We start from the raw sequence: 13,409 nt of genomic DNA, 5'->3' as shown, positions 1-13,409 counted from the left end.
ATCAGCGTTTCTTGATGAGACCGTAGATCACCAGAAGCACGATGGCGCCGATCAGGGCTCCGAGGAAACCTGCGCCTTCACCGGCGCGGTAGATCCCTAGCGCCTGTCCACCGTAGGTCGCCACCAGCGAACCGGCGATACCCAGCAGGATGGTCATGATCCAGCCCATGCTGTCGTCCCCGGGCTTGAGGAAGCGCGCGAGCAGGCCGACGATGAGGCCGATGAAGATGGTTCCGATGATTCCCATGGCTATCCCTCTGAATGGAAGTGGAACATGCCAAAGCGTGGTAAGCGCTTGGCCATACTGCCATTCAGAGGGTTGGTCGGCGCCAGAGGTTCAATCAGTCTGCGATCAGACGTTCGACTTCGGCGATCTTCTGCTCGAGGCTGGCCATGTCCGCACAGCGCAGGGTGGCGTGGCCAACCTTGCGGCCGACCTTGAAGGCCTTGCCGTAGTGGTGCAGATGGCACTCGTCGATAGCTACGACCTTGTCCACCGCTGGCACTTCACCGATGAAGTTGAGCATGGCGCTTTCGCCCACCTTCGCGGTCGAGCCCAGCGGCAGGCCGGCAACGGCGCGCAGGTGGTTCTCGAACTGGCTGCACTCGGCGCCTTCGATGGTCCAGTGACCCGAGTTGTGGACTCGCGGGGCGATTTCGTTGGCCTTGAGGCCGCCGTCGACTTCGAAGAACTCGAACGCCATGACGCCGACATAGTCCAGCTGCTTGAGCACGCGGCCGGCGTAGTCTTCGGCCAAGGCCTGCAGCGGATGTGACTGGCTGGCCACCGAAAGGCGCAGGATGCCGCTCTCATGGGTGTTGTGCACCAACGGATAGAAGCGGGTTTCACCATCACGGGCACGCACCGAGATCAGGGAGACCTCGCCGGTGAAGGGCACGAAGCCTTCAAGCAGGCATGGCACGCTACCAAGCTCGGCAAAGGTATCGACGACGTCCTCGGCGGTGCGCAGAACCTTCTGGCCCTTGCCGTCATAACCCAAGGTGCGGGTCTTGAGCACGGCCGGCAGGCCGATGCTGGCCACGGCGGCGTCGAGATCTCCCTGGGACTGGATGTCGGCGAATTCAGGGGTCGGAATGCCCAGGTCCTTGAACATGCTCTTCTCGAACCAGCGGTCGCGAGCGATGCGCAGTGCATCGGCGCTTGGATACACCGGGACGAACTGGGAGAGGAAGGCCACGGTTTCAGCCGGGACGCTCTCGAACTCGAAGGTCACCAGGTCGACTTCGTCGGCCAGCTGGCGCAGGTGCTCCTGGTCGCCGTAATCAGCGCGCAGGTGTTCGCCCAGGGGCGCTGCGCACGCATCCGGCGCGGGGTCGAGGAAAGCGAAGTTCATGCCCAGCGGGGTGCCCGCCAAGGCCAGCATGCGGCCCAACTGGCCACCACCGATTACACCGATTTTCATGCTCTTGACCTCAAGCCTGACGCGGATCTGGATTGTCCAGAACAGTATCGGTCTGCTCGGTGCGGAACTGCTTGAGCGCCGCGTGATACTCGGGGTACTTGGCACCCAGGATGCTCGCCGAAAGCAGCGCGGCGTTGATCGCACCTGCACGGCCGATGGCAAGCGTGGCAACCGGCACGCCGGCGGGCATCTGCACGATCGACAGCAGCGAGTCGACGCCCGACAGCATCGACGACTGCACCGGCACGCCCAGCACCGGCAGGTGAGTCTTGGCGGCGCACATGCCTGGCAGGTGGGCAGCGCCACCGGCACCGGCAATGATCACCTCGATGCCACGCGCTTCGGCCTCTTCGGCGTACTGGAACAGCAGGTCCGGGGTACGGTGGGCGGAAACCACCTTCACCTCGTAGGGAATGCCGAGCTTTTCCAGCATATCGGCGGTGTGGCTAAGGGTGGACCAATCGGACTTGGAGCCCATGATCACGCCAACCAGTGCACTCATCGTCGAGCCTCTTCGCTTGTGCGCCCGCAGGCGCGTCAAAAAACAACAAGCCACGCGGGATGACCGGCGTGGCTTGTTATGCTAATTCGAGGTCGGGCGAGCCGACCGAAGGCCGCGCAGTATAACGTAACGAAGTGCATTTAAGGCACCCCGGCGACCAACTGTCAGGCCTTATTTTTCGGGGCTTTGGCTGACTTTCAGGTCAGGCGTGCCGGCAGCGTTGCCTTCGAGCTTGCGCCAGAGCAACCGCACGTTCGCCTTGCGTACCAGAGCGCAACGGTACAGGCGAATCTCCAGCGGCACGTGCCACTGGCCCTGACCGCAGATCACCAGCTCCCCCCGCTCGAGCTCGCCCCGCAGCGACAGGCGCGGCACCCAGGCGATGCCCAGGCCTTCGAGCGCCATGCTCTTGAGGCTGTCGGCCATGGCGGTCTCATAGACAGTGGTGTAGCGCAGATTGCGCTGGCGAAGCAGCAAGTTGACCGAGCGGCCGAGGAAGGCTCCGGCACTGTAGGCCAACAGTGGCACGCTGCCCTCGCCCTCCAGGTCGAACAACGGACGGCCTTCGGCATCGGCTGCACACACCGGCACCATCTCGGTGTGGCCCATGTGCAGCGAGGGAAAGATCTCCGAGTCCATCTGCAGCGCAGCGTCCGGGTCATAGAAAGCCAGCATCAGGTCGCAGCCACCTTCGCGAAGGGCGTGCACGGCATCACCGACGTTGGTTGCTACCAGGCGGGTCGCCAGATTCATGCCGTCGTTGCGCAACTGCGCCACCCAGCGGGGGAAAAAACCCAGCGCCAATGAGTGCGCAGCGGCGACCTGGATCACCTCGCCCTGCCCGCCTTCAAGATGATGAAGATGCCGTAGAACTTCGCCCAACTGGTCGACAACGGTACGGGCCGTGACCAGAAACAGCTGCCCTGCCTCGGTCAGCTCGACCGGAGTGCGGGAACGATTCACCAACGTCAGCCCCAACGCTGCTTCGAGGCTGCGTATCCGGCGGCTGAAAGCCGGCTGGGTCACGAAACGCCGCTCGGCCGCCTTGGAAAAACTGCGGGTAGCGGCCAGGGCGCTGAAATCTTCCAGCCATTTGCTCTCGAGGTTCACTGCACTTCTCCAGGAATGCACCAAAATGGAACACGCACGAATATCAGTTGGCGTCACATTAATCATTATGCCGTTTGCGCATAGGTTAGCGACTAACAGCATTGGCCGCAAAAACGGCCCAGGCCTAGCATTGGCGGCATTCCGGCATGTGCCGGGCCAAAACCGAGATGATATCCGTCATGTCCTCCGTTGCATCGTTCCGCGTCGAAAAAGACCTGCTTGGTACCCTTGAAGTCCCTGCCGATGCCTACTTCGGCATCCAGACTCTGCGCGCTGCCAACAACTTCCACCTCTCCGGTGTGCCGCTGTCGCACTACCCCAAGCTGGTCGTGGCGCTTGCCATGGTCAAGCAGGCGGCTGCTGACGCCAACCGGGAGCTGGGTCACCTGAGCGATGCCAAGCACGCTGCCATCAGCGAGGCCTGTGCCCGTCTGATCCGCGGTGACTACCACGAGCAGTTCGTGGTCGACATGATCCAGGGCGGTGCTGGTACTTCCACCAACATGAACGCCAACGAAGTCATCGCCAACATCGCGCTGGAGGCCATGGGCCACCAGAAGGGCGAATACCAGTACCTGCATCCGAACAATGACGTGAACATGGCGCAGTCGACCAACGACGCCTACCCGACGGCGATCCGCCTGGGTCTGCTGCTCGGTCACGACGCCTTGCTGGCCAGCCTCGACAGCCTGATCCAGGCCTTCGCTGCCAAGGGCCAGGAGTTCGACCACGTACTGAAGATGGGCCGTACCCAGCTGCAGGACGCCGTGCCAATGACTTTGGGTCAGGAATTCCGCGCCTTCGCCACTACCATGACCGAAGACCTGAACCGCCTGCGCACCCTGGCGCCTGAGCTGCTGACCGAAATCAACCTGGGCGGCACCGCCATCGGAACCGGCATCAACGCCGACCCTGGCTACCAGATGCTGGCCGTCCAGCGCCTGGCACTGATCAGCGGCCAACCGCTGGTCCCGGCTGCCGACCTGATCGAAGCCACCTCCGACATGGGCGCCTTCGTGCTGTTCTCCGGCATGCTCAAGCGCACCGCGGTCAAGCTGTCGAAGATCTGCAACGACCTGCGCCTGCTGTCGAGCGGCCCGCGCACCGGCATCAACGAAATCAACCTGCCAGCACGCCAGCCGGGCAGCTCGATCATGCCAGGCAAGGTCAACCCGGTGATCCCGGAGGCCGTCAACCAGGTGGCCTTCGCCATCATCGGCAACGACATTGCCCTGACTTTCGCAGCCGAAGGCGGCCAACTGCAGCTGAACGTCATGGAGCCGCTGATCGCCTACAAGATCTTCGACTCGATCCGCCTGCTGCAACGCGCCATGGACATGCTGCGCGAGCACTGCATCGTCGGCATCACTGCCAACGAACAGCGCTGCCGTGAACTGGTCGAGCACTCGATCGGCCTGGTCACCGCCCTGAACCCGTACATCGGCTACGAAAACGCTACCCGTATCGCCCGAATCGCGCTCGAAAGCGGCCGCGGTGTGCTGGAACTGGTACGCGAGGAAGGCCTGCTGGACGAAGCGATGCTCAATGACATCCTGCGTCCGGAAAACATGATTGCTCCACGTCTGGTTCCGCTGAAGGCGTAACCGACTGTTGTGAACGCTCACCAGGTTTGAGGGACTAGACACCTCTCGACCCTTTGAGGCCCGAAGCGAAAGTTTCGGGCCTTTTTTTATTTCCAGGCGACTTCATACCTGCAACCCGTGCTGAATCGGTCAATCCCTACAGACTTGCGCATCTTTGGTGCGTATAGTGCCCGCCCTCTCGCCTGGGGAGACCTGCGCCAGGCGCATGCATACCGGGCCAGACGCACACTTCTATGCACTCAAGCGGCGAACAACGCCGTTCGCCAGCGGTTAAAGCGAGGAAAACTCCATGCTTGAAGTCATCAACGACTTCCTCTCGGGCAAGGTACTGATCGTGCTGATTGTCGGTTTGGGCAGCTATTTCACGATCCGCTCGCGTTTCGTACAACTGCGTCATTTCACCCACATGTTCTCGGTTTTTCGTGAGAGTCTGCGCAGCAGCAGCGACCAGGTGAGCTCGTTCCAGGCGCTGATGCTGAGCCTGGCCGGCCGGGTTGGCGCAGGTAACATCGCCGGGGTGGGCATCGCCGTGACCCTCGGCGGGCCAGGGGCTGTCTTCTGGATGTGGGTCACGGCACTCGTCGGCATGTCCAGCAGCTTCTTCGAATGCACGCTCGGCCAGCTCTACAAGCGCTGCGACAGTGATGGCCAGTATCGCGGCGGTCCGTCGTTCTACATCCAGCATGGCCTGGGCAAGCGCTGGCTGGGCCTGGTCATGGCGTTCCTGCTGCTGGTGACCTTCGGCCTCGCCTTCAACGGGTTGCAGGCTCATGCCGTCACTCATTCGCTTAACGACGCCTTCGGCCTGCCCACCGCCTATACCGGCATTGGCCTGGCTGTCCTGCTGGGGCTGGTCTTCGTTGGCGGCATCAAGCGCATCGCCGCAGTGGCCGACCTGCTGGTACCGATCAAGACGCTGGCGTACATCGCCGTCACCCTGTACGTCATCGTGCTGCAGTTCGACCAGGTGCCGGCCATGCTCATGACCATCGTCAGGAGCGCCTTCGGTCTTGACCAGGCGTTTGGCGGCCTTATCGGTGCTGCCATCGTCATGGGCGTGAAGCGCGGTGTATTCGCGAACGAAGCCGGCCTTGGCAGCGCGCCCAACGTCGCGGCGGTGGCCCAGGTCGAGCATCCGGTGGCCCAGGGTGTGATCCAGGCGTTCAGCGTGTTCCTCGACACGTTCATCATCTGCACCTGCACGGCGCTGCTGATCCTGCTGTCGGGCTTCTACACTCCAGGCTTCGAAGGGGACGGCATCGCCCTGACCCAGAATTCCCTGGCGGCGGTAGTGGGTGACTGGGGCCGGATCTTCATCAGCGTCGCCCTGGCGCTGTTCGTGTTCACCTCGATTCTCTACAACTACTACCTTGGCGAGAGCAACCTGCGGTTCATGATTGGTGAAAACCGCATGGCGCTGATCGGTTTCCGCGCCCTGGTGCTGGTGTTGATCTGCTGGGGTGCTGTGGAAGACCTGGGCACGGTATTCGCCTTCGCCGACATCACGATGACCATGCTGGCGTTCGTCAACCTGATCGCCCTGGCGCTGCTGTTCGGCATCGCCATGCGCGTGCTGCGAGACTACGACAACCAGCGTGCCGCCGGGATCAAGGTGCCGGTGTTCGATGCGGCCCAGTTCCGCGACCTGGACCTCGACAAGCGCGCCTGGCCGGAGCGGTAAGCGCGGCCTGTGTAGGAGCGGCCTCGTGCCGGGACGCCGGACCGCGCGAAGCGGCGCCCTAGGGGCCGTATAACCTGCCCCCGCGGAGTGCCTGACACACTAAATTGGCAAGTTTTACGGCGCCCGCGGGCCCGGTTCGCGCGGCCCGGCGTCCCGGCGGCCCGGCGTCCCGGCGTCCCGGCGTCCCGGCGTCCCGGCGTCCCGGCACAAGGCTGCTCCTAAAATCTGCCAATTTCAGAAAGTTAAGCCTGAAGGGCACCTCTGACAACATGGAAAATTCGTCAATCAATAGAGGATTTTTCTACACCTTGTTCCAGGCTTTACGCAGCCGCAGGAGAGCTTCGGCTATATCGCGCTCAGGTACCGCAGCAAAGCCGAGGACCAGACCGGCGCGCTTATCCACAGGGGCCTCGGGGCTGTCCAGCCAGTAGCTGCTCAGCGGGTTGATCTCCACGCCTGCGGCTTCGGCCTTCGCCACAAGCTCCTTTTCGCGGCTGAAGTTATCCACATCCACTTTCACGTGCAGTCCAGCGTCTACCGCCGGCATCGGCCCAACCCCAGTAATATGCGTAGGCCATCCCGCCTTCAGCACATCACGCCGCGCCAAGGCCGCACGGCGCATGCGGCGAATATGCCGCTGGAAATGCCCCTGGGCCATGAACTGCGCCATCACCACTTGGGTACTGACTTCTGAATGCCTGACCGCCAACGCCCGTGCCTGGGAGAAAGGCTGTGCCAACTGCGGCGGCAGGACCAGATAGCCGAGGCGTAACGCTGGGAAGGCGATTTTTCCAAAGGTGCCGACATAGATCACTCGCCCCTGCCGATCGAGCGCGGCCAGTGGCGCCAGTGGTGCGCCTGTATAGCGATATTCGCCGTCGTAGTCGTCCTCGATGATCCAGCCATCGTTGCGCTCGGCCCAGGCCAGCAGCGCCAGGCGCCGGCCCAGGCTCATGGTTATCCCGGTCGGGTACTGGTGAGCCGGGGTGACATACGCCAGCCGGCACCCGCCCAGTTCAGCCAACCGCTCACAGTCCAACCCTTCGTTATCCACAGGCACACCGTTTACGTGCGCACCTGTCATTGCGAATGCATTGCCCGCAGCGCGATAGCCGGGATTCTCCACCGCCACCCGGTCCCCGGGCACCAGCAGCATCTGTGCACAAAGGCTGATGGCCTGCTGTGCGCCACTGGTGATCACAATTTGTTCAGCGGTACATGACAGGCCACGAGATCGCCGCATGTACGTGGCGATCAACTCGCGCAGCAGCCGCTCCCCTGCCGGGTCCCCATAACCCAACTGCGCAGGATCCGGATTTCGCCAGTAAGCCGCCTGTAGCCTGGCCCATATCGAAAAGGGAAACAGATCGAAGGCAGGTACACCCACCCGGAATGCCCGGGGACTACCTGATTTAGGTGACGGCAAATGGTGATTTTTCAGACGCTCGAGTGGCTCACAGAATGCCACTGAGCTGGATAAATCCTCAGTATTGCCTGAAGAAATTGTGGATAAACTTGTTGATAACCCAGGGTATAACCCTGTGGACAGTTGTGTGGATAGTTTTGGCAGCTGGCTCACATAGGTGCCATCCCCTACCCGGCTCGCGACAAAGCCTTCTGCATACAATTGCTCGTAAGCGCGAACCACACCATTGCGAGACAACCCCAGGATGGCCGCCAGGTCGCGCGTGGCAGGCAGACGGGTACCACTGCTCAGCCGCCCATCCAGAATCCGCAAGCGGAGAGCTTGATACAGCTGGTTGCTCAAGCCACGGCGACGGTCCAGCACGATACCCGCAGGATCGAACGGCAGCATGATGGAAGCCTCAGTCACGACATTGGATCTATGAAATTAGCGGTAAATGGATCTTACCCAGAACCAATAGCGTGCCTAGCATGGAGCGATTCGACAAGGACACGCTCATGTACAACGCCAAGGCCCATAAAGAGAACAACCTCGAAAGCCTGCACCAGCAGATGCTGCAGACCCGACTTGCCGTACTGGTAACCCATGGCGGGCAAGGCTTGCTGGCAAGCCATATACCGGTCCTGCTGGTTCCCGATGAGGGTCCCAATGGCACGGTCTACGCTCATCTGGCCCGCGCCAATCGACAGTGGCTGGAACTGGGAGGCGGTGGCGAGACCTTGCTGGTGTTTCCCGGCCCGGACGCCTATGTCAGCCCCGCCTATTACCCCAGCAAAGCCCAGGACCCACGCACAGTGCCTACCTGGAACTACCTGGCGGTGCACGCCTATGGCCACGCCGAGGTCATCCAGGAGGGCCCGCGCCTGCTGGATATCGTCCACCGCCTGACCGACCGCCACGAGCAAGGCCGCCCCGATCCATGGCAGGTCAGCGATGCGCCCACCGACTACATTGAAGGAATGCTGCGCGCCATCGTCGGCGTGCGGTTGCCCATCGAACGTCTGCAGGGCGCGCGCAAGCTCAGCCAGAACCGTTCTGCGGCCGACATCGGAGGCGTGCGCGCTGGGCTGGCCGCCAGCGCCGATCCACTGGACAACCAACTTTCGGCGCATATGCGCCCGCTGTGAAGGAACCACCCAATGCCAGAAGTCACTCTCCGCCCGGTCAATATCAACGACCACGCTGCCTGGCTGCCGCTGTGGCAAGCCTACCTGCGCTTTTATGAAACCCGCCTGGCGGACGAAGTCAGCGCCAGCACCTGGCAACGCCTGCTCGATCCCACGGAACCGACCCACTCTGCTCTGGCCTGGGTCGATGGCAAGGCGGTGGGCATGGTCAACTGGATCTATCATCGTTCCAACTGGAGCATCGAGAACTCCTGCTATCTGCAAGATCTCTATGTCGACAGCCAGGCGCGGGGCCTGGGGATCGGCCGTCAGCTGATCGAACATGTCTATGCGCAGGCCAAGGACCTCGGGTGCACCAAGGTGCATTGGCTGACCCACGAGACCAATGCCACGGCGATCGGACTCTATGAACAGGTGGCCGAACGCCCAGGCTTCATCCAGTTTCGCAAAGCTATCTGAGCCAGGAGCCAATCATGAATGATGCGTTACAGTGGAAACCCGCGAAGGTGCCTCAGCCACAGACCCTCGCCGGCCGTTTCATCCGTCTCGAAAAGCTCGACCCGCGGCGCGACATCGATGCGTTGTGGGAGGTGTTCCAGGGCGAGGATGCCGACCCCGCGCTGTGGAAGTACCTGGCCTATGGGCCCTTCACCGAGCGGGAAGGTTTCGGCGACTGGATCGATAGCAACGCTGCCAGCCGTGATCCGCTTTTTTTCAGCGTCATCGACCTGGCGAGCGGCAAGGCCCAAGGCATACTCAGCCTGATGTCGATCGTACCGGAACAAGGCCGGATCGAGATCGGTCATGTCACCTTCGGCGCTGCCATGCAGCGCACCCCCAAGGGGACCGAAGCCATCTACCTGCTCGGCAAGCTGGCCTTCGAGCTGGGCAACCGGCGCCTGGAATGGAAGTGCAACAACGAGAATGCCCGCTCAAAGCGTACGGCCGAGCGGTGTGGGTTCACTCTTGAAGGGGTGTTCCGCAAGCACATGGTCATCAAGGACCGTAACCGCGACACCGCGTGGTACTCGATTACCGATGATGAGTGGCCAGCAATCGCGGCACGGTTTGAAGCATGGCTGAGCCCGGAGAACCAGGCTGCCGGGGGCCAGCTGAAGTCTCTGGAAAGTTGCCGCAAGCCATGAAAAAGGGGAGCATTCGCTCCCCAGAGGTAAAACATTTCCAGGTGAGATCTTCGATCAGCCCTCGATCTCGATCAGGATCTCGCCTGGGTTGACTCGGTCACCCTTGGCCACGTGGATGGCAGTGACCTTGCCGGCAATGGCCGCCTGGACCTCGGTCTCCATCTTCATCGCTTCGGTGATCAACACCGCCTGGCCGACCTTGACCGTGTCGCCCTCCTTGACCAGCACATCGACAATATTGCCTGGCATGGTGGTGCTGACGTGCCCCGGCGCGCTGGCTTGCTTGCGCTTGCTGCTGCCGCCGCTGACAAACTCGTTGAGCGGCTCGAACACCACTTCCTCAGGCATGCCGTCGATCGACAGGTAGAAATGACGCTTGCCCTCGGCCTTGACGCCGACACCGGTGATGTCGACGCGGTAGGTTTCGCCGTGCACATCGATGACGAACTCGGTCGGTACACCTTCGCCACCGGCCGACGCCACGGCGCCAGCCTCGGGAATCGGCAGCAGCACTTCGGGGACCAGGGTGCCGGCTTCACGTTCTTCGAAGAACTTGCGCCCGATGTCCGGGAACATGGCGTAGGTCAACACGTCTTCTTCGCTACGGGCCAGCTCGCCGATGTCGCCGCGCAGCTTGCTCATCTCTGGCTTGAGAAGATCGGCCGGGCGTACGTCGATCAACTCTTCGCTGCCGATGGCCTGGCGGCGGAGTTTCTCGTTGATCACGCCTGGCGCCTTGCCGTAACCGCCTTGCAGGTACAGCTTCACTTCGTTGGTGATGGTCTTGTAGCGCTCGCCGGCCAGCACGTTGAAGAACGCCTGGGTGCCAACGATCTGCGAGGTGGGGGTCACCAGCGGCGGGAAACCGAGGTCTTCGCGCACCCGTGGAATCTCCGCGAGCACTTCGCCCATGCGGTTGAGCGCGCCCTGCTCCTTGAGCTGGTTGGCGAGGTTGGAAATCATCCCGCCCGGCACCTGGTTGACCTGCACGCGAGTGTCAACGGAGGTGAATTCGCTTTCGAACTGGTGATACTTCTTACGCACTGCGTAGAAGTACAGGCCGATTTCCTGCAGCAGCTCCAGGTCCAGGCCGGTGTCGAACTCGCTGCCCTTGAGCGCGGCGACCATCGACTCGGTACCCGGATGGCTGGTGCCCCAGGCGAAGCTGGAAATGGCGGTGTCGATATGATCGGCGCCGTTCTCGACTGCCTTGAGCTGGCACATCGCGGCCAGGCCAGCAGTGTCATGCGAGTGGATGAATACCGGCAGCGACTGCTCGGCCTTCAGGGCCTTGACCAGTTCGCCGGTGGCGTAAGGGGTCAACAGGCCAGCCATGTCCTTGATCGCCAGCGAGTCGCAACCCATGGCTTCCATCTGCTTGGCCTGGGCGACAAAAGCGTCGATGGTGTGCACGGGGCTGGTGGTATAGGCGATGGTGCCCTGGGCATGCTTGCCGGAGGCCTTGACCGCTTCGATGGCCACGCGCAGGTTACGCACGTCGTTCATGGCGTCGAAGATACGGAAAACGTCAATGCCGTTGACCGCTGCCTTGGCTACGAATGCCCTGACCACGTCGTCGCTGTAGTGGCGGTAGCCGAGCAGGTTCTGGCCGCGCAGGAGCATCTGCAGGCGGGTGTTGGGCAAGGCCGCGCGCAGCTTGCGCAGGCGCTCCCACGGGTCTTCCTTGAGGAAGCGCAAGCAGGCGTCGAAGGTCGCGCCCCCCCAGCATTCAAGCGACCAGTAGCCGACCTTGTCGAGCTTGTCGCAGATCGGCAGCATGTCTTCGGTACGCATGCGGGTGGCCAGCAGGGACTGGTGGGCGTCGCGCAGGATTGTGTCGGTTACGAAAATTTTCTTGGACATTATGGGTTCCTCACAGGCCTGCGTGGGCGGCGATGGCGGCGGCGATGGCCAGGGCCAGCTCTTCGGGTTTGCGCTTGATCGAGTAGTTGGTCAGTTCGGGATGGCTTTCGACAAAGCTGGTATTGAACTGGCCGCTACGGAATTCCGGGTTGCGCAGGATTTCCTGGTAATAGGCAGCGGTGGTCTTCACCCCCTGCACACGCATGTCGTCCAGGGCCCGCAGGCCGCGGTCCATGGCTTCTTCCCAGGTCAGTGCCCAGACCACCAGTTTCAGGCACATCGAATCGTAGTACGGTGGAATGGTGTAGCCGGTATAGATCGCGGTATCGGTACGCACCCCGGGGCCGCCGGGTGCGTAGTAGCGGGTGATCTTGCCGAAGCTTGGCAGGAAGTTGTTCTTCGGGTCCTCGGCATTGATACGAAACTGCAGGGCGTAGCCGCGGTGCTGGATATCTTCCTGCTTGATCGACAGCGCCAGGCCCGAGGCAATACGGATCTGCTCGCGGACAATATCGATGCCGGTGATTTCCTCGGTGATGGTGTGTTCCACCTGCACACGGGTATTCATCTCCATGAAGTACACCTCGCCATCAGCGAGCAGGAACTCCACGGTACCGGCGTTTTCGTACCCGACTGCCTTGGCCGCGCGCACCGACAGGTCGCCGATGTAGGCGCGCTGTTCGGGGGTCAGCTGGGGGCTCGGGGCAATCTCGATGAGCTTCTGGTTACGCCGCTGGATCGAGCAGTCACGCTCGAACAGGTGCACCACGTTGCCAAAGCTGTCACCGAGGATCTGCGCTTCGATGTGCTTGGGATTGACGATGCATTTTTCGAGAAACACTTCGGCCGAGCCAAAGGCCTTGGTGGCCTCGGAAATGACCCGTGGGAAGGCCTGCTCCAGCTCTTCGGCACTGTTGCAGCGGCGAATACCGCGCCCACCGCCGCCCGAGGTAGCCTTGAGCATCACCGGATAACCGATGCGCTCCCCCTCTTGAAGGGCTTCGTGGATGTCGGCAACGTTGCCTTCGGTGCCTGGGGTCACCGGTACACCGGCCTTGATCATGCTGCGGCGCGCTTCGGTCTTGTCGCCCATGCGGCGAATGACTTCGGCGGCCGGGCCGATGAACTTGATCCCGCGCTCTACACAGATGTCCGCCAGTTCAGCGTTTTCCGACAAGAAGCCATACCCCGGATGCAGTGCATCGCAACCCGTCTCCACCGCGAGGTTCACCAGCTTGCGCGGGTTGAGGTAGCCGGCCAGCGGCTCCGCCCCGATGCTGTATGCCTCATCGGCACGCTTGACGTGCAAGGCATGACGGTCGGCGTCGGAAAAGATCGCAACAGAGCGAATGCCCATTTCGGCGCAAGCGCGCACGATCCGAACTGCAATTTCACCCCGGTTGGCGATCAGGATTTTTTTTATCACTTGGATTCTTCCCAAAGCCGATGGAACACACGAGCCGGCAACACCGGTCGGCGCGGGACCAGACGTCGCTGGCCAGTCGCATATTCACCCTAGCGCTGAAG

General features: G+C 62.0%; 12 protein-coding genes. 5 read left to right on the top strand and 7 right to left on the bottom strand.

The window, feature by feature from the left end; all coding sequences use genetic code 11:
• Position 1 precedes the first annotated feature (1 nt).
• The 4 genes from AC0ZZU_RS00805 to AC0ZZU_RS00790 form a co-directional block, all read right to left on the bottom strand.
• The gene (locus tag AC0ZZU_RS00805; RefSeq protein ID WP_476338324.1) at positions 2–247 is read right to left on the bottom strand and encodes a GlsB/YeaQ/YmgE family stress response membrane protein; all 246 of its coding nucleotides are present in this window, start codon (positions 245–247) and stop codon (positions 2–4) included.
• A 94-nt stretch (positions 248–341) separates the two neighbouring features.
• Positions 342–1,424 carry a 5-(carboxyamino)imidazole ribonucleotide synthase gene (locus AC0ZZU_RS00800; RefSeq protein ID WP_476338323.1) on the bottom strand — a complete coding sequence of 361 codons (1,083 nt, stop codon included), beginning with the start codon at positions 1,422–1,424 and terminating at the stop codon, positions 342–344.
• Between the two features lie 10 nt (positions 1,425–1,434).
• Complete coding sequence (gene purE, locus AC0ZZU_RS00795) at positions 1,435–1,926, bottom strand: 5-(carboxyamino)imidazole ribonucleotide mutase (RefSeq protein WP_158464759.1); 492 nt, start codon at positions 1,924–1,926, stop codon at positions 1,435–1,437.
• 171 nt (positions 1,927–2,097) lie between these two features.
• Positions 2,098–3,036, bottom strand: coding sequence for a LysR substrate-binding domain-containing protein (locus AC0ZZU_RS00790; RefSeq protein ID WP_476338322.1), 939 nt, complete (start codon positions 3,034–3,036; stop codon positions 2,098–2,100).
• A 179-nt stretch (positions 3,037–3,215) separates the two neighbouring features.
• On the opposite strand from AC0ZZU_RS00790, the gene aspA reads away from it, so the two are divergent.
• Both aspA and AC0ZZU_RS00780 read left to right on the top strand, forming a co-directional pair.
• Entirely contained in the window at positions 3,216–4,640 is a 1,425-nt protein-coding gene (gene aspA / locus AC0ZZU_RS00785) for an aspartate ammonia-lyase (protein ID WP_158464758.1), read from the top strand.
• Positions 4,641–4,929: 289 nt separating this feature from the next.
• Positions 4,930–6,321 carry an alanine/glycine:cation symporter family protein gene (locus AC0ZZU_RS00780; RefSeq protein WP_476338320.1) on the top strand — a complete coding sequence of 464 codons (1,392 nt, stop codon included), beginning with the start codon at positions 4,930–4,932 and terminating at the stop codon, positions 6,319–6,321.
• 301 nt (positions 6,322–6,622) lie between these two features.
• On the opposite strand, the gene pdxR is transcribed toward AC0ZZU_RS00780, so the two are convergent.
• A complete protein-coding gene (gene pdxR / locus AC0ZZU_RS00775) occupies positions 6,623–8,137 on the bottom strand; it encodes a MocR-like pyridoxine biosynthesis transcription factor PdxR (RefSeq protein WP_476338318.1) in 1,515 nt (504 codons plus the stop codon).
• Between the two features lie 107 nt (positions 8,138–8,244).
• On the opposite strand from pdxR, the gene AC0ZZU_RS00770 reads away from it, so the two are divergent.
• The 3 genes from AC0ZZU_RS00770 to AC0ZZU_RS00760 are packed head-to-tail and all read left to right on the top strand — an operon-like array spanning position 8,245 to position 10,019.
• Positions 8,245–8,874: an FMN-binding negative transcriptional regulator gene (locus AC0ZZU_RS00770; RefSeq protein WP_476339090.1), complete on the top strand. Its 630-nt coding sequence runs from the start codon at positions 8,245–8,247 to the stop codon at positions 8,872–8,874.
• 12 nt (positions 8,875–8,886) lie between these two features.
• On the top strand, positions 8,887–9,333 hold the full coding sequence (locus tag AC0ZZU_RS00765) for an N-acetyltransferase family protein (RefSeq protein WP_476338317.1): 447 nt from the start codon (positions 8,887–8,889) through the stop codon (positions 9,331–9,333).
• 14 nt (positions 9,334–9,347) lie between these two features.
• Entirely contained in the window at positions 9,348–10,019 is a 672-nt protein-coding gene (locus AC0ZZU_RS00760; protein WP_476338315.1) for a GNAT family N-acetyltransferase, read from the top strand.
• A 54-nt stretch (positions 10,020–10,073) separates the two neighbouring features.
• Here AC0ZZU_RS00760 and oadA read toward each other — a convergent pair whose 3' ends face one another.
• Together oadA and AC0ZZU_RS00750 are read right to left on the bottom strand one after the other, a co-directional pair.
• Positions 10,074–11,882: a sodium-extruding oxaloacetate decarboxylase subunit alpha gene (gene oadA / locus AC0ZZU_RS00755; RefSeq protein ID WP_476338313.1), complete on the bottom strand. Its 1,809-nt coding sequence runs from the start codon at positions 11,880–11,882 to the stop codon at positions 10,074–10,076.
• 10 nt (positions 11,883–11,892) lie between these two features.
• Positions 11,893–13,308 (bottom strand): acetyl-CoA carboxylase biotin carboxylase subunit, encoded by a 1,416-nt coding sequence (locus AC0ZZU_RS00750; protein WP_476338312.1) that lies wholly within the window; start codon positions 13,306–13,308, stop codon positions 11,893–11,895.
• Positions 13,309–13,409 lie beyond the last annotated feature (101 nt).

It is taken from the genome of Pseudomonas sp. JE3303 (assembly GCF_056312565.1).
Note: the sequence above shows the minus strand (reverse complement) of the source record. Positions and strands in the feature narration are given on the sequence as shown.

Coding starts and splice junctions, on each gene's coding strand:
- AC0ZZU_RS00805 (WP_476338324.1), bottom strand. CDS start 247: ATGGGAATCATCGGAACCATCTTCATCGGCCTCATCGTCGGCCTGCTC.
- AC0ZZU_RS00800 (WP_476338323.1), bottom strand. CDS start 1,424: ATGAAAATCGGTGTAATCGGTGGTGGCCAGTTGGGCCGCATGCTGGCC.
- purE (WP_158464759.1), bottom strand. CDS start 1,926: ATGAGTGCACTGGTTGGCGTGATCATGGGCTCCAAGTCCGATTGGTCC.
- aspA (WP_158464758.1), top strand. CDS start 3,216: ATGTCCTCCGTTGCATCGTTCCGCGTCGAAAAAGACCTGCTTGGTACC.
- AC0ZZU_RS00780 (WP_476338320.1), top strand. CDS start 4,930: ATGCTTGAAGTCATCAACGACTTCCTCTCGGGCAAGGTACTGATCGTG.
- pdxR (WP_476338318.1), bottom strand. CDS start 8,137: ATGCTGCCGTTCGATCCTGCGGGTATCGTGCTGGACCGTCGCCGTGGC.
- AC0ZZU_RS00770 (WP_476339090.1), top strand. CDS start 8,245: ATGTACAACGCCAAGGCCCATAAAGAGAACAACCTCGAAAGCCTGCAC.
- AC0ZZU_RS00765 (WP_476338317.1), top strand. CDS start 8,887: ATGCCAGAAGTCACTCTCCGCCCGGTCAATATCAACGACCACGCTGCC.
- AC0ZZU_RS00760 (WP_476338315.1), top strand. CDS start 9,348: ATGAATGATGCGTTACAGTGGAAACCCGCGAAGGTGCCTCAGCCACAG.
- oadA (WP_476338313.1), bottom strand. CDS start 11,882: ATGTCCAAGAAAATTTTCGTAACCGACACAATCCTGCGCGACGCCCAC.